Source organism: Ruegeria meonggei (genome assembly GCF_900172215.1).
Lineage (GTDB): Bacteria > Pseudomonadota > Alphaproteobacteria > Rhodobacterales > Rhodobacteraceae > Ruegeria > Ruegeria meonggei.
Window position 1 is genome coordinate 69,028 of the sequence record NZ_FWFP01000002.1, and the last position, 15,109, is coordinate 84,136.

The 15,109-nt window shown below is 58.0% G+C and carries 13 protein-coding genes; 9 read left to right on the forward strand and 4 right to left on the reverse strand.

Going from position 1 to position 15,109, the window contains the following annotated elements:
- Window positions 1-48: 48 nt before the first annotated feature.
- Both RUM8411_RS03040 and RUM8411_RS03045 read left to right on the forward strand, forming a co-directional pair.
- Window positions 49-513 carry a (2Fe-2S)-binding protein gene (locus tag RUM8411_RS03040; RefSeq protein ID WP_085821176.1) on the forward strand — a complete coding sequence of 155 codons (465 nt, stop codon included), beginning with the start codon at window positions 49-51 and terminating at the stop codon, window positions 511-513.
- 3 nt (window positions 514-516) lie between these two features.
- Window positions 517-2,757, forward strand: coding sequence for a xanthine dehydrogenase family protein molybdopterin-binding subunit (locus tag RUM8411_RS03045; protein WP_085821177.1), 2,241 nt, complete (start codon window positions 517-519; stop codon window positions 2,755-2,757).
- Window positions 2,758-2,803: 46 nt separating this feature from the next.
- On the opposite strand, the gene RUM8411_RS03050 is transcribed toward RUM8411_RS03045, so the two are convergent.
- The 3 genes from RUM8411_RS03050 to RUM8411_RS03060 form a co-directional block, all read right to left on the reverse strand.
- The gene (locus RUM8411_RS03050) at window positions 2,804-3,583 is read right to left on the reverse strand and encodes a gamma-glutamyl-gamma-aminobutyrate hydrolase family protein (RefSeq protein WP_085821178.1); all 780 of its coding nucleotides are present in this window, start codon (window positions 3,581-3,583) and stop codon (window positions 2,804-2,806) included.
- A 166-nt stretch (window positions 3,584-3,749) separates the two neighbouring features.
- Window positions 3,750-4,175 carry a GlcG/HbpS family heme-binding protein gene (locus RUM8411_RS03055; protein WP_085821179.1) on the reverse strand — a complete coding sequence of 142 codons (426 nt, stop codon included), beginning with the start codon at window positions 4,173-4,175 and terminating at the stop codon, window positions 3,750-3,752.
- Between the two features lie 28 nt (window positions 4,176-4,203).
- Window positions 4,204-6,336 carry a malate synthase G gene (locus tag RUM8411_RS03060; protein ID WP_085821180.1) on the reverse strand — a complete coding sequence of 711 codons (2,133 nt, stop codon included), beginning with the start codon at window positions 6,334-6,336 and terminating at the stop codon, window positions 4,204-4,206.
- A 206-nt stretch (window positions 6,337-6,542) separates the two neighbouring features.
- Here RUM8411_RS03060 and pepN point away from each other — a divergent pair, with 206 nt between their 5' ends.
- From pepN to RUM8411_RS03085, 5 genes are all read left to right on the forward strand, one after another.
- Complete coding sequence (gene pepN, locus RUM8411_RS03065; RefSeq protein ID WP_085821181.1) at window positions 6,543-9,095, forward strand: aminopeptidase N; 2,553 nt, start codon at window positions 6,543-6,545, stop codon at window positions 9,093-9,095.
- A 41-nt stretch (window positions 9,096-9,136) separates the two neighbouring features.
- On the forward strand, window positions 9,137-9,520 hold the full coding sequence (locus tag RUM8411_RS03070; protein WP_234995120.1) for a hypothetical protein: 384 nt from the start codon (window positions 9,137-9,139) through the stop codon (window positions 9,518-9,520).
- Between the two features lie 134 nt (window positions 9,521-9,654).
- On the forward strand, window positions 9,655-10,896 hold the full coding sequence (locus RUM8411_RS03075) for a hypothetical protein (RefSeq protein ID WP_085821183.1): 1,242 nt from the start codon (window positions 9,655-9,657) through the stop codon (window positions 10,894-10,896).
- Window positions 10,897-10,966: 70 nt separating this feature from the next.
- Window positions 10,967-12,478, forward strand: a complete 1,512-nt coding sequence (gatB, locus tag RUM8411_RS03080; RefSeq protein ID WP_085821184.1) for an Asp-tRNA(Asn)/Glu-tRNA(Gln) amidotransferase subunit GatB — start codon at window positions 10,967-10,969, stop codon at window positions 12,476-12,478.
- Between the two features lie 186 nt (window positions 12,479-12,664).
- Window positions 12,665-13,081, forward strand: coding sequence for a DUF4177 domain-containing protein (locus RUM8411_RS03085; RefSeq protein ID WP_085821185.1), 417 nt, complete (start codon window positions 12,665-12,667; stop codon window positions 13,079-13,081).
- Between the two features lie 57 nt (window positions 13,082-13,138).
- Here the strand turns inward: RUM8411_RS03085 and RUM8411_RS03090 are convergent, their stop codons facing one another.
- The gene (locus tag RUM8411_RS03090) at window positions 13,139-13,393 is read right to left on the reverse strand and encodes a BolA family protein (RefSeq protein ID WP_085821186.1); all 255 of its coding nucleotides are present in this window, start codon (window positions 13,391-13,393) and stop codon (window positions 13,139-13,141) included.
- Window positions 13,394-13,500: 107 nt separating this feature from the next.
- Between RUM8411_RS03090 and RUM8411_RS03095 the strand changes: the two genes are divergently transcribed.
- Together RUM8411_RS03095 and RUM8411_RS22430 are read left to right on the forward strand one after the other, a co-directional pair.
- Window positions 13,501-14,130, forward strand: a complete 630-nt coding sequence (locus tag RUM8411_RS03095) for a DnaJ domain-containing protein (RefSeq protein ID WP_085821187.1) — start codon at window positions 13,501-13,503, stop codon at window positions 14,128-14,130.
- Window positions 14,131-14,361: 231 nt separating this feature from the next.
- The gene (locus RUM8411_RS22430; RefSeq protein ID WP_143534810.1) at window positions 14,362-14,847 is read left to right on the forward strand and encodes a hypothetical protein; all 486 of its coding nucleotides are present in this window, start codon (window positions 14,362-14,364) and stop codon (window positions 14,845-14,847) included.
- The last annotated feature ends 262 nt before the right edge of the window (window positions 14,848-15,109 follow it).

The following is a 15,109-nucleotide window of genomic DNA, read 5'->3' on the forward strand; positions in this document are numbered from 1 at the left end:
TTACAGGTCAATATGTCAGAAACCAGCCAAAGCCCAGGGAGATGCGCCATGGCGACCAGTTTAAAAGTGAACGGTACATCCCATCAGGTAGACTTGCCTGACGATGTACCCCTGCTGTGGGTTCTGCGGGACGAGGTTGGCCTGACCGGTACCAAATTCGGCTGCGGAGTCGCAGCTTGTGGTGCTTGCACAGTACATATCGATGGTGAGGCCGTGCGTTCGTGCCAGGTCACGTTGTCGGATGTTTGGGGCGATGTAACAACGATTGAAGGAATCGGATCGCCGGACGCGATGGCAACGATCCAGCAGGCCTGGGTCGACCATCAGGTCGCACAATGCGGGTACTGTCAGTCAGGGCAAATCATGCAGGCGGCCGCGCTACTGGCGGAAAACCCTGACCCGACCGACACAGATATTGATGACGCGATGCAGGGCAACCTGTGCCGCTGTGGTACCTACCCTCGCATCAGGGCGGCGATCCAGGATGCAGCCTTAAAGCTGAAAGAGGTGTAACCGATGGCATCTGTTGGTAAAATCCTCCGCCGTACGTTCCTGATTGGTTCAGCCGCCGTCGTCGGCGGTGTGGCTTTTGGGGCTTATTATGTCAGCCGACCAGCCCCCAACCCGCTGAAACCAGGCGAAGGCGAAGCGGCGCTCAACCCATTTGTGCTGATCGACCAGAACGGCGTGACCCTGTTTGCGCCCCGGGCTGAGATGGGACAGGGCGTCAAAACCACCTGGGCAGCCCTGATTGCCGAGGAGCTGGATGTGGACCTGGACCAGGTCACTGTTCTGCACGGCCCTGCCGCAGCGGCCTATTACAACTCGGCCATGATGGGTGAAAGCCTGCCAAACAAGGGCTATGACATCTCAAATTTCCAGCACAATCTGGCTGAGGCGCTTGGTGTGGTTGGCCGGGTGCTTAGCCTTCAGGTGACGGGGGGCTCGACCTCGATGAAGGACGGGTTCGAGAGGATGAGGCTGGCCGGGGCCTCGGCCCGTGAAACGCTGAAACAGGCGGCCGCTAACCGCTTGGACGTTGATCCGTCCGCGTTGAAAACGGCGTCGGGTTTTGTCATTGCGCCCGATGGGGACAAGATCGCCTATACCGAACTTGCCATCGAGGCTGCCGCGATTGAAGCGGCCGAAGCCCCTTTGCGTGACCCCTCAAAATGGCGGTATCTTGGTCGTACGCAACCGCGCCTGGACATGGCGGGCAAGGTGACCGGCACCGCGGAATTCGGTGTTGACGTGCGCCTGCCGGGTATGAAATTTGCCGCCGTCCGGATGAACCCCAAGCTGGGCGGCGTCATGAACGGTTATGATGACAGCGCAGCCAAAACAATGCCGGGCGTTGAAAAAGTCGTCAATCTGGGCACTGGTGTTGCAGTTGTTGCCAACAACACCTGGCTTGCAAATCAGGCGGTTGAGGCGATTGACGTGGATTGGGGTGACGCGCCCTACCCGTCGGAAACAGACGAGATTTTTTCCCATATTGCCAAGGCGTTCGACGACGCACCTAATTCGACCATGCGTGACGATGGGGATGTCACGACGCTGCCGGACGGCGCAAGCGAGATCACTGCAGAATACAAAGTGCCTTATCTGGCCCACGCCACGATGGAGCCGATGAACGCAACTGCCTTGTTCACCGGCAACGCGCTGGAGTTGTGGTGTGGCAATCAAGCTCCGACATTGATCCAGATGCGGGTAGCCAACGTGGCCAATCTGGATACCGAAGCGGTCCAGATCCACACCACCTATTTGGGCGGCGGGTTTGGTCGACGGGGTGAGTTTGACTTTGGCGAAATCGCCACCAAGGTCGCGATGGCGATGCCGAACGTTCCGGTCCAGACCACCTGGAGCCGCGAAGAGGACATGCGCCACGACTTTTACCGCCCCGGAGCGATGGCGCGGATGCGGGGCGCGGTCAAGGATGGTCAGGCCGTGCTGATCGACGGGCAAGTCGCTGCGCAATCCTGCGCCCAACAAGCCGTAAACCGCTATACCGGACTGCCCGCTGCAGGCGCTGACAAAGTGCTGGTCGAGGGGTTCTTTAACCAACCCTATGCCGTTCCGAACTACCGGATGAGCGGGCATGTCGTCGATCTCGACATCCCCGTTGGGTTCTGGCGGTCTGTCGGCAATAGTCACAACGGGTTCTTCCATGAAACATTCATGGATGAATTGGCCCTCGCAGCGGATCGCGATCCGCTGGATTTCCGGTTGGAACTGGCCAAATCCGAACACGCCCCTTCAGCGGGCTGCCTTGAGGCCGTACGCGAAATGTCCAACTGGACCGGTCAGACCGCGAAAGGTGTCGGGCGCGGTGTTGCTCTGGCCTATAGCTTTGGCACGCCGGTGGCACAGGTCATCGAAGTGGTGGACGAGGACGGAACGATCCGCATCAACAAGGCCTGGATCGCCTGCGACATGGGCCTCGCTCTGGATCCCGACAACGTCAAGGCACAGATGTTCGGGGGCATGATGTACGGCCTGTCAGCCGCCTGTTTCGGTGAAATCACCTTTTCCGAAGGCGAGGTAGAGCAGTTCAACTTCCCCGACTATGACGCCCTTAGGATGCACACGGCACCGCAGGTCGAAGTGCGCGTTCTGGAAACCAACCGCCATATGGGCGGCGCGGGAGAACCTGGCACACCGCCGTCAATGCCCGCTCTGGGCAATGCCCTGTTCGATCTGACGGGTGAGCGCGCGCGCACCCTGCCTTTGATCAATCAGTTCAATCTGCTGATCTGATCGCGATGCGCCGGTCCGGTTCTCCTCTCTCGGGCCGGCGCAGGACCTAAGCGCTCTGGGATACCAGGGCAGCGTCTGAGCCAGTCGACCAGGCGTGAACCGCCGCGCCAAACGCCTCGAACAAGGGGCGCGACACCGGGTCATTCACAGCATCCCATTCCGGATGCCATTGTACTGACAGGGTAAACCCGGGGGCATCTTTTACATAGATCGCCTCGGGCGTGCCGTCGGGCGCATGCCCGTCAATGACAACCCTCTGTCCGATCGACTTGATGCCCTGCCCGTGCAGCGTGTTCGTCATCACTTCGGTCGCGCCCATCAGACGGTGGAACAGGCCGCCCTCGGTCAGCTGCACCACGTGACGCAGGGCAAACTTTTCCTCGAGCGTGCCATCGGGCGGCATCCGGTGGTTCATACGGCCCGGCAAGTCGCGGATTTCGGGATACAGAGTCCCGCCCATCGCCACGTTGACCTCTTGGAATCCGCGGCAAATGCCAAAGAACGGCTGACCACGCTCAACACAGGCCCGCACCAGCGGCAGGGTAATGGCATCGCGAGCCCGGTCGAATTCACCATGGGCATCCGTGGCGCATTCGCCGTATTCTTCGGGGTGGACGTTTGGGCGCCCTCCGGTCAGCAGAAACCCGTCACAAACCTTGAGCAATTCATCAACCGACACATATCGGGGATCGGCCGGGATCAACAACGGCAGACAGCCGGATACATTGGCCACCGCATCCGAGTTCATCGTCCCACCCGCATGGGTCGGGTATTGATCGTTCATCAAATACGAATTGCCGATGATACCGACGACGGGTCGAGACATTCTGTATTCCTAAATCGTTACTCTCGCTGTCAGGAAAGCTATCGGCCCTGTCTGTGGCGCGCAATAGCACAAGACCTGCGTGTCAGCGCAAGCTGTTGTTCAACCCTGCACATGCGTGAGGACGTCTGATGGGGACAACGAAACATTGCCCCCGTGTCCCTCCCGATCAGGCTTCGCCAGTCAACCCTGCAGATTCGATCCCGGTCATCGCGGCGATGGCATCATTGTCCGAAGTATCACCGGTTACACCAACTGCGCCGATCACCTCGCCCTTGCGGTCGCGCAGCAATACGCCACCGGGTACGGGTACGACCTGGCCGCCGTAAACGCCATTCACGGCAGCCATGAAATAGGCCTGCGCCTCGGCTCTCTGCATTTGTGCGGTGCCTGCCATTCCCAGCATGACCGAGCCATAGGCCTTGCCATGCGCGATAGCAAACCGACCGGGCGCGGCGCCGTCTTCACGCTCGAACGCGATGACATGGCCACCGGCGTCCAGCACCACGACCGAAAGAGGTTTCAGCTCCATCTCGCGCCCTTTCTCAAGGGCTTTGCGGATGATCGATCGCGCTTTGCGCAGAGAAATAGCCATGTCGTGTCCTAACGTTCAGGAGATTTGTTTAAAGGCTTGCCTTAAGTTCCAATCGGCGGGCATGCAGAACCGGCTCGGTGTACCCCGATGGCTGTGCACGCCCCTTAAAGACCAGATCACAGGCCGCCTGAAAAGCAATACCGTCAAAACCGGGGGCCATTGGTCTGTATTCAGGATCGCCTTCATTCTGGCGATCCACCACTGCGCCCATCTTTTGCATCGCGGCCATGACTTGATCTTCGCTAACGATATCGTGGTGCAGCCAGTTGGCCAGTGCCTGACTGGAAATACGGCAAGTGGCCCGGTCTTCCATCAGGCCGATATCATTCAGATCCGGTACTTTCGAGCATCCAACACCCTGATCAACCCAGCGAACAACATAGCCCAGAATGCCCTGCGCATTGTTCTCGATCTCATGGGTGATCTCGTCATCGCTGAGGTTGCGACCGCCCAACAGGGGAATGGTCAGCAGATCGTCCAACGTGCCACGGGGCCCGCAATCAGCCAGTTCGTCTTGCCGGGCCAATACATCGATCTTGTGGTAGTGCGTTGCGTGCAAGGTCGCCGCGGTCGGTGACGGCACCCAGGCGCAGGTGGCGCCGGATTGCGGGTGTCCGATCTTGGCCTCCAGCATATCGCCCATCCGGTCCGGCATGGCCCACATGCCTTTGCCGATCTGCGCCTTGCCCTTCAGGCCACAAGCCAGACCTATATCGACGTTGCGATCCTCATAAGATGCGATCCACGGTGTGGTTTTGATATCGCCTTTCGGCAGCATTGGGCCTGCTTCCATCGAGGTATGGATCTCATCCCCGGTGCGATCCAGAAAACCGGTGTTGATAAAGGCCACGCGCGATTTCGCGGCGCGGATACATTCATTGAGGTTGGCCGAAGTCCGGCGTTCCTCATCCATGATGCCCAGCTTTACTGTGTTGCGCGGCAGGCCAAGGATATCTTCGACCATGTCGAAAATCTGGACCGAAAACGCCACCTCTTCCGGGCCGTGCATCTTGGGTTTCACCACATAGACCGAGCCCTGGACCGAGTTCCCGCCCTCACGCTTCATATCGTGCATGGCGATCAGCGTGGTGCAGAGCGCATCCATCAGCCCTTCGCCGATCTCATTGCCCTGCCCGTCCAGAACGGCAGGGTTTGTCATCAGATGCCCAACATTGCGGATCAGCATCAGCGAACGACCCTTCAGGCTGCCCTGCACCCCTGATGCGGTCGTAAAGCTCAGATCCTTGGCCAGCTTGCGGGTGAAGGTCGTGTTGCCCTTGTTCACATCTTCGGTCAGGTCACCCTTCATCAGACCCAGCCAGTTGCTATATGCAACCACCTTGTCGGTTGCATCGACACAAGCGACCGAGTCCTCGCAATCCATGATGGTCGACAAGGCCGATTCCAGACGCATATCGGCAATATTCGCAGGATCGCTGGCCCCGATGGCACTGTGTGTGTCGATCCGGATCTGAATGTGCAGCCCGTTGTTGCGCAGTAATACCGTATCCGGTTTGCCCGGCTCTCCCTCATACCCAACAAATTGCTTGGGATTGGCAAGCGTTGGCATCAGTTCGCCGTCCTGAACACGCAGCCCTGCGACATCCGCCCATGACCCGAAGGCCAGCGGAACGGCGCCGTCCAGAAACGCCTTGGCCCAGGCAATCACCCGCGCACCACGTGCGGTGTCGTAATCGCCACCGGCAGGCAGATCGCCCATCGCATCCGTGCCATAGAGCGCATCGTACAGGCTGCCCCAGCGCGCATTGGCGGCGTTCAAGGCAAAGCGGGCATTGGTGATCGGAACAACCAATTGTGGGCCGGGAATCAGCGCAATTTCCGGGTCCACATTGACAGTGTCGATCTGAAAATTGTCACCTTCGTCGACCAGATATCCGATCTCTTGCAGGAAGGCCTGATAGGCGGCGGCATCATGTGCCTGGCCTGTACGCTGTTGATGCCAGGCATCGATCTGACCCTGAAACCGGTCGCGCTTTGACAACAGGGCACGGTTCCTGGGGCCCAGCTTGGTCACCATCCGCGCAAGACCATCCCAGAAGGTATCAGCCGTGACCCCGGTTCCGGGCAGTGCCTGATCCTCGATAAAATCGGTCAGCACTTTATCAACCTGAAGTCCGCTGCGCGCCTGCCTGCTGCTCATGATCTGTCTCCCACGTCTGTACGCCATTGTATGCAGCCAGCATTTAGGGCGATTGTTTCCGATAGGCAACGTGCATCGCGACGCAGCGGTAAAACAACCTTACCAAAATGTCAGATTGGTACATTCAATCCCGAACAGGACCGCTTGCAGGCCAACGCCTCAGCCCATAACGTCGCGCCAGACACGAACCGATGCGAGGCCCCCCGATGCGCGACGCTGCCCCTACCACGATCTACCTGAAAGACTACACTCCGTTTGGCTATCTGGTGGATAGCGTGCATCTGACCTTTGATCTGGCCGATCACGCCACCCGCGTGACGTCGCGCATTGCTTTTCGCCCAAACCCCGAGACCACAGACCGCACATTCTTTTTACACGGCGAAGAGCTGACCCTGGTCCGCGCCGTCATCGACGGGATCGAGGTCACGCCCAGTATCACTGACAAAGGCCTGACAGTGGACGTCCCGGACGCGCCGTTCATCTGGGAATCCGTTGTTGAAATCGACCCCGGTAACAACACCGCGCTTGAGGGGCTTTACATGTCGAACGGCATGTACTGCACCCAATGCGAGGCCGAAGGGTTCCGCAAGATCACTTATTACCCGGACCGCCCCGATGTAATGTCCACCTTCACCGTGCGCATCAATGGCAACCTTCCGGTTCTGCTGTCCAACGGCAACCCCTCGGGCAAAGGTGACGGCTGGGCCGAATGGACCGACCCGTGGCCAAAACCCGCATATCTGTTCGCGTTGGTTGCGGGCGATCTGATTGCGCATCCCGATCGGTTCACCACCATGTCAGGCCGCGAGGTCGAACTGAACCTCTGGGTACGCCCCGGTGACGAAGGCAAATGCGCCTTTGGCATGGAAGCGTTGAAGAAATCGATGAAGTGGGACGAGGACGTCTATGGCCGGGAATACGACTTGGACGTGTTCAACATTGTGGCCGTCGATGACTTTAACATGGGCGCGATGGAGAATAAGGGGCTGAACATCTTCAACTCTTCCGCTGTGCTGGCCAGCCCGGAAACCTCGACCGACGTGAATTTCGAGCGGATCGAGGCGATCATCGCGCACGAGTATTTCCACAATTGGACCGGCAACCGCATCACCTGCCGCGATTGGTTCCAGCTGTGCCTGAAAGAGGGGCTGACAGTGTTCCGCGACGCGCAGTTTACCTCTGACATGCGCTCGGCCCCGGTAAAGCGCATCCACGACGCCATCGACCTGCGCGCACGCCAGTTCCCCGAGGACAACGGACCTTTGTCGCACCCTGTCCGGCCAGAGAGCTTTCAGGAGATCAACAACTTCTACACCGCAACCGTCTATGAAAAAGGCGCCGAAGTGATTGGCATGCTGAAACGGCTGGTCGGTGATGAAGCCTATTCCAAAGCGCTGGATCTGTATTTCGACCGCCACGATGGACAGGCCTGCACCATCGAAGACTGGATCAAAGTGTTCGAGGATACCACAGACCGCGATCTGAGCCAGTTTAAACGCTGGTACAGCCAATCTGGCACGCCCCGCGTCTCGGTCACCGAGGATTGGACAGACGGGACCCTTACGCTGACACTGTCCCAGCGCTCGGAACCAACGCCGGGCCAGTCCAGAAAACTGCCGCATGTGATCCCGGTCGCCGTAGGCCTGTTAGGTCCAAATGGCGACGAAGTTCATGCAACCCAAGTGTTGGAGCTGACCGAGGCCGAGCAGAGCTTCCAATTCACCGGGCTGGCAGCCAAACCCGTGGCCTCAATCCTGCGCGATTTCTCTGCTCCTGTCATTCTGGAGCATGATCCTTCGAACACCGAACGCGCCTTTTTGCTGGCCCATGACACCGATCCTTTCAACCGCTGGCAGGCTGGGCGGTCGCTGGCGCAGGACACTTTGCTGCGTATGATCCGGCAGGACGCCACCCCCGATGCCGACTATCTGGATGGTATTCTGGCCGTGCTGCGCGATGGCGATTTGGATCCGGCCTATCGGGCGTTGATGCTGGGTCTGCCGACACATTCCGAACTGGCGGCAGAATTGTTTGACGCCGGCGACACCCCTGACCCGATGGCGATCTGGACTGCGGTCGAGACCCTGCGGCAGGCAACCGCGCAACATTTGCAGGATTTGCTGCCCCGCTTGCACAGTGAAACTCTGATCGACACACCGTTCAGCCCGAACGCCGAGCAAGCGGGCAAACGGTCGCTCGGTGGTGCTGCGTTATCCCTGACATCGCGGCTGGATGGCGGCAGCAAAGCGGCCGAGGAATACGCGGCGGCCGACAACATGACGCTTCAGCTGACCGCTTTGTCCTGCCTGTTGCGCACTGGAAAAGGGCAGGACGAGCTGTCTGCCTTCTACGACCAATGGCAACATGACCGTCTGGTGATGGACAAATGGTTTGGTCTGCAAGTGTCGATGGCTGCGCCTGCGGCGACTGTCGACACGGCGCGCGCCCTGACAGAGCACACTGATTTCAATTGGAAAAACCCAAATCGTTTCCGGGCGGTCATGGGTGCACTTGCCATGAACCACGCCGGCTTCCATCGCGCGGATGGGGCCGGATATGCCCTGTTGGCGGATTGGTTGATCCGTCTGGACCCGGTTAACCCGCAGACCACGGCCCGGATGTGTTCCGCGTTCCAAATCTGGAAACGTTATGATGCGGACCGTCAGGACCTGATCCGCGCGCAGCTAAACCGCATTTTGGAAACGCCGAATCTGTCCCGGGACACGACAGAGATGGTGTCGCGTATCCTGGGCGCATGACTCCATACAGCTTTACCCGCCACAATCGGTCGGCGAAGGCCATGGGTATTGTGATCTGCGTGTATGCTGCGCTGATTGCTCTGGTGATCCTGTTTGACGCGGTGTGGTGGATTATTGCGGCGTTGGCACTGTCCACCCTACCCGCCCTATGGGATATCGCACGGGGCACGCAGGCCGGTGTGACCTTCGACCAAAACAAACTGCAATGGTTTTCCGGAGGTCGCGAAGCTGAGGTTGCTTTGGCAGACATCGACCATGTGCGGTTCGATACACGATGGGACCTTTCGGTGCGTGTCTCGCTGGTTTTGCGGTCCGATAAACGGATTCGCCTGCCAGATGAGTCGACCCCGTCCCACAAAGAGTTCGAACACGTGCTGCAACATGCAGGATTGCGCGTTGAACGCCACCATTTCACCGTTTTTTGAAACAATCCGCCGTTCAAATAGGGGATTACTGGGCCTTTTAACCGGAATTCCAAGCATAAAGCTTGAATTTGAGGAAGTTTCCCGACAGTATTTTAAGTCAAGTTTCGTGTTTTTTTACATTTTCGAGTTTTACCATGTTCCGGTTCATAAGGGCGCGTTCTGCCCGATCTTCTTCTTCCCGACCTATCGCGGCTGATGCTGCCGTTGCTGCTGCGTTGCCAGAGCAGGGTCAGCTGAACATCCCTCTTGCCTCCATCGGCTCTGATGACATGGTCAGTCGGGACATGATCGAACGCGGGCGCATGCTGGCCAGGCAAGACCGCTGGGCCGAGCTTTCGCGGCAAATGCGGGTCGCTGACACTGCACGAGAGACCGCACCCGACGGCATGCCAATCGCCGATCTGCTGGCCTTTGGTGCGCGGTCAGACGTCGTTTTGGCGGTCGAGCATGCGCTGTCAGATGGGCAAGCCTTGTCAGAGTACGACCTGTTGGGCGGTATTTCTGAGCTTGAAGACGAAATGTGCGCTTATCCCAATGATCCGATGGTTACTCTTGTGGTGGCGCTTGCCCATATCGATCTTGCCTGGGCGTGGCGTGGAACCGCAACGGATGCGACTTTGCCACCGCTGCACAGATCACGTTGTGCAGCCCATTTTGATCGAGCCGCTGCGCTTTTGCCGAAATGCCGAAAGGCTGCGCCAGACAGCCCTTTGGTTGCCGCAACAAATTGCGCCCTGATCGCAGGGCAGCGCAAATCGAACATACGCGTTGCTGATGAATACGAAAAGCTGATCACGCTGGACCCAAACAATCAGCGCCACATGCGTGCGATGGGAACCCACTTGCTGCCACGGTGGTTTGGCAGCTACGAAGAGCTTGAGGTACAGGCCCTGCGCAATGCCGCCCGGACCCGTGATATCTGGGGCGCTGGCGGTTATACGTGGGTTCAGTTCGACGCCATTGCACTGGACGAAGAAGCCTGCGCGCGCTTGGATGTCGAGTATTTTCTGGAAGGCCTGCATGAAATCCTGCACCGCCGTCCCGATCAGCAGACCGTGAACATGTTGTCGGCATATTGTGCCACCACAATCCAGAACGGGCTTGGACTGAACGAACAGGCCGATCTGGTGCGGGTGCAAATTCACGAGGCCGCGAACTGGCTGATCCGTGACCACCTGACCGAGCTGCACCCGCTGATCTGGGCGCATGCAGCAAATGGATTCAACAACTCTGCCCGCATCAACTCGCCCGAGCGGTTTGCCGCACGCGGTCAACGCTGTGCTTTGCGGGCCATTGGCGATTTGTTCCGCGAAGAGCTTCGCAGCGGCACGGATGTGACCTTTACCCCGTCTGGTCTGCGCCTGTCCGAGAACTGATTCCCCCTTGCCCCTAGTCCCTGCCGGGCCTAATACGCAGGCTTAGACTTCTGCGGAAATGAGGCGCGCCATGCTCGACCTGACTTACGAAATGCCCAAACCCAAAACCATTGCCGGGGCCAAGCACGACTGGGAACTGGTAATCGGGATGGAGGTGCATGCGCAGGTCTCGTCCAATGCCAAGCTGTTCTCGGGCGCATCGACCCAATTCGGGGCCGAGCCGAACTCGAACGTGGCATTCGTGGACGCGGCGATGCCCGGCATGCTGCCGGTGATCAACGAATACTGCGTTGAACAGGCGGTACGAACCGGTCTGGGCCTGAAGGCGGATATCAACCTGAAATCAGCCTTTGACCGCAAGAACTATTTCTATCCCGACCTGCCGCAGGGCTATCAGATTTCCCAGCTGTACCAGCCTATCGTAGGCGAAGGTGAAGTGCTGGTGGAAATGGGCGACGGCACTGCGCGCATGGTGCGAATTGAACGCATCCACATGGAACAGGACGCAGGCAAATCGATCCATGACATGGACCCGCATATGTCCTTTGTCGACCTGAACCGGACCGGTGTTTGCCTGATGGAGATCGTCAGCCGCCCCGATATTCGCGGCCCCGAAGAGGCGGCAGCCTACATAGCCAAGATGCGCCAGATTCTGCGTTATTTGGGCACCTGCGATGGCAACATGCAAAACGGCAACTTGCGGGCGGACGTCAATGTTTCGATCTGCTTGCCCGGTGCCTATGAAAAGTATCAGGAAACGCAGGACTTCTCGCATCTGGGTACGCGTTGCGAGATCAAGAACATGAACTCGATGCGCTTTATCCAGCAAGCGATCGAGGTCGAGGCCCGGCGTCAGATTGCCATCGTCGAAGGTGGCGGTACTGTCGATCAGGAAACCCGCCTGTATGATCCGGACAAGGGTGAGACACGCTCGATGCGGTCAAAGGAAGAAGCGCATGATTACCGCTATTTCCCCGACCCTGACCTGCTGCCCCTGGAGATTGAACAGGCGTGGGTTGATGACATCGCAGCTAGGCTTCCAGAACTACCGGATGCCAAAAAGGCGCGTTTTATTGTCACCTTCGGTCTGACGGATTACGATGCGTCGGTTCTGACGGCCGAAGTAGAGTCGGCTGCCTATTTCGAAGAGGTCGCCAAAGGCCGCAACGGTAAACTGGCAGCGAACTGGGTCATCAACGAGCTATTCGGTCGCCTGAAGAAAGAAGACCACGACATCACCGCCTCGCCGGTTTCGCCTGCGCAGTTGGGTGGGATCATCGACCTTATCGCGTCGGACGCCATCTCGGGCAAGATCGCCAAAGACCTGTTCGAGATTATCTACACCGAAGGTGGCGACCCGGCACAGATCGTCGAACAGCGCGGCATGAAACAAGTGACCGACACCGGCGCAATCGAGACCGCGTTGGACGAGATCATCGCAGCCAACCCCGCACAGGTTGAAAAAGCCAAGGTCAACCCAAAACTGGCCGGTTGGTTCGTGGGTCAGGTGATGAAGGCGACCGGCGGCAAAGCCAACCCGAAGGCCGTAAACGAACTGGTCAGCAAAAAGCTGGGTTCATAAACCAAGCGAATTGAGTGTCATCGGCGGCGGGGTTTCAAAAAACTCTGCCGTTCTTGCTTCGGGCTTTACGGATTGTGCGCGGGGATCACGCAACATGTGCAGCAGATTTCCAAGCGGGCGCGATGATGACTTTCCCAAAATCACCAACATGTTAGATTGCCAACACCCGGCAAGCAGGAAACACTGATGCAGCGCTATGAATACAAAGTCGTCCCCGCCCCGCAAAAAAGCGCCAAAGCCAAGGGCGTGAAAACGGCCGAAGGGCGGTTCGCGGCATCCATCGAACAGGTCCTGAACCAAATGGCACAGGACGGCTGGGAATACCAACGTGCCGAGTTGCTACCCAGCGAGGAACGCGCAGGCCTGACCAGCTCAACCGTGAACTGGCGCAACGTGCTGGTGTTCCGCCGCGAGCTTGAGGTGACTCATACCTCGGCGCGCAGCGCACCCGAAGCGGCAGCCTTGGCGCAACCGATCACAGGGCCGGAAACCGTGGCCGCACCCGCACCAATTGCGCAAGAGGCCATGGATCCCCCCTTGTCGCTGAAAGGCACCGAAGTTGAGTCAGAGGCAGACGACGAAGCCCCGGCCAACAAGACGTAAGCCCCGCAGGGCGGAATTGCCCTGCACCAGAGAGGCTGAACGGCATCGTTCCAGCGTTTAAGCGCCGATATCCAAGGCCAGTGCGTGGATGCGTGGCACGATGTCGCCCAATGCCTTGTGAACGGCGCGGTGGCGGGCGACGCGGGATTGACCCTCAAAGGCAGTGGCCCGGATACGCACGTTAAAATGGCTCTCACCACCCTCCTGAAAGCCCGCATGGCCCCGATGGCTTTCGCTGTCATCGACCACCTCAAGCTCATGCGGGTCAAAGGCCGCCTGAAGGCGGGTTTGAATTTCATCGGTCACAGTCATTTTTACGCTCAGCGACAAAATATTTGCCGCCCCCCTCTTCTACTTTCGGCTGCTTAGACTAAACTGCTGCCTCCGAGTCGAAAAGATGCGTTCGTAAGGATCAGACCATGACGAAATCAGACCCCTTCGGATTCGATATGTCCGTTTCCACTTCCAAAAAGAAAAACCCGCGTGGGCGTCGGGGCATGTCGGGCGCGTCTGAGACCTCGGTGCGAATCTGCGACCATGAGGGCTGTGAAGAGGCCGGCAAGTTCCGTGCGCCCAAAGCGCCGGACGTTCTGGATGATTTCTTTTGGTTCTGCCAGCAGCACGTGCGGGAATATAACCAGAAATGGAACTTTTTCGACGGCACGACCGAGGCTGAACTGAACGCACAACGTTCAAAAGACAAAGTGTGGGAACGTGAGACCAAGCCCATGGGCGACCCTGAGGCGCGCGCCTGGGCTCGTCTGGGCATCGAGGACCCGCATCAGGTTCTGGGCGAGAACGCCACCAAAAATCCGGGCCGCAATGCCACCGGCAGCGGCGGCCGTCGCCTGCCCCCGACCGAGCGCCGCGCGATCGAAATTCTGGAGGCCAAGGACAATTGGTCCAAAGCTGACGTTCGCAAGGCCTATAAGAAGCTGATCAAGGTGCTGCACCCTGACATGAACGGCGGCGACCGCAGCCAGGAAGAGCAGCTGCAAGAGGTCGTCTGGGCCTGGGATCAGATCAAGGACAGCCGGAATTTTAAATGAGCTGGCCGTCGAAGGGCTGATTCATCAGAGTTTTGATTTTGTTCGGCATAAAGAGTGATTTGCCAAAGATATGGGCGAATTGCGATACGAAAGGCGCACTCGGCAGCTTTGAGCCCATAGCGACCGATGCCGCACCTTTTATGCACGTCAGCTTCTAAGACGCGTTCCGGCGGACTATTACTTTTAGACGTGACACGCTAAATGCCGCTTCACTTTAGCTGGAACAAAGATATGCAACTGAAACGTAGAACATCGCATACCAAATGGTCACTATTCGGTCTGTGTTTTTCGGCCAATGTTCTTTCGAGTCTGGCTGTTTTTGCTGATATTGGCGGCAAATCCAAAGAATGCGCAGGCCTTTCTGATGATGCACTGATCGAGTTGGCGATATCTGAAATGATTGGGAACGAGCCGGGTAGTGTCTCAATTACGCGCGAGGTAGGCCCCACAATTGGGCTTCGCACCGCACCATATCCAACCAGAACGGAGTACCTAGCAGCAAATCCCGATTGTTGTCGAATTACTACGGCGGAGACGCTTTTGGAGGCAATACCGCCCGACTTGGTAAAGCGGCTAAATTATCACGGTTCTGTTCGAGTTGCGACAACTTTCCGCGTCATCGGAAACACAGAGCCAGAGTCCTACCCGTTCCAAACGTACAATAGTGTGAGAACATTTGACTTCGATGCGTGCGGAAATACGTTACAGCTGCCCTGACCGGTCGAAACGAAAGCTGACTTTCTGGTAAAAGGCACGGAGGTCCGCTTTGTCCGCAAAGCGGCCTTCTAAGACGAGGGACACTGCATTCCTAGTAAATGCAGGGTCTGAGTAGATCAGCCGTTCTTTAAATCTATCAATATGACCAGTTTCAAAGAAACACCCCGTCAGCTTTTTAGACGCGCCTCTTCCCCTTGCCCTTGTCCGCAATATGTTGCACCACACACGGGTTCAAACCCGCTGGACGGGCCAAAGGATAAGG

Bases quoted from the DNA above. Each gene is read 5' to 3' on its own strand.
- RUM8411_RS03040 (WP_085821176.1), top strand. From the start codon at position 49: ATGGCGACCAGTTTAAAAGTGAACGGTACATCCCATCAGGTAGACTTG.
- RUM8411_RS03045 (WP_085821177.1), top strand. From the start codon at position 517: ATGGCATCTGTTGGTAAAATCCTCCGCCGTACGTTCCTGATTGGTTCA.
- RUM8411_RS03050 (WP_085821178.1), bottom strand. From the start codon at position 3,583: ATGTCTCGACCCGTCGTCGGTATCATCGGCAATTCGTATTTGATGAAC.
- RUM8411_RS03055 (WP_085821179.1), bottom strand. From the start codon at position 4,175: ATGGCTATTTCTCTGCGCAAAGCGCGATCGATCATCCGCAAAGCCCTT.
- RUM8411_RS03060 (WP_085821180.1), bottom strand. From the start codon at position 6,336: ATGAGCAGCAGGCAGGCGCGCAGCGGACTTCAGGTTGATAAAGTGCTG.
- pepN (WP_085821181.1), top strand. From the start codon at position 6,543: ATGCGCGACGCTGCCCCTACCACGATCTACCTGAAAGACTACACTCCG.
- RUM8411_RS03070 (WP_234995120.1), top strand. From the start codon at position 9,137: ATGGGTATTGTGATCTGCGTGTATGCTGCGCTGATTGCTCTGGTGATC.
- RUM8411_RS03075 (WP_085821183.1), top strand. From the start codon at position 9,655: ATGTTCCGGTTCATAAGGGCGCGTTCTGCCCGATCTTCTTCTTCCCGA.
- gatB (WP_085821184.1), top strand. From the start codon at position 10,967: ATGCTCGACCTGACTTACGAAATGCCCAAACCCAAAACCATTGCCGGG.
- RUM8411_RS03085 (WP_085821185.1), top strand. From the start codon at position 12,665: ATGCAGCGCTATGAATACAAAGTCGTCCCCGCCCCGCAAAAAAGCGCC.
- RUM8411_RS03090 (WP_085821186.1), bottom strand. From the start codon at position 13,393: ATGACTGTGACCGATGAAATTCAAACCCGCCTTCAGGCGGCCTTTGAC.
- RUM8411_RS03095 (WP_085821187.1), top strand. From the start codon at position 13,501: ATGACGAAATCAGACCCCTTCGGATTCGATATGTCCGTTTCCACTTCC.
- RUM8411_RS22430 (WP_143534810.1), top strand. From the start codon at position 14,362: ATGCAACTGAAACGTAGAACATCGCATACCAAATGGTCACTATTCGGT.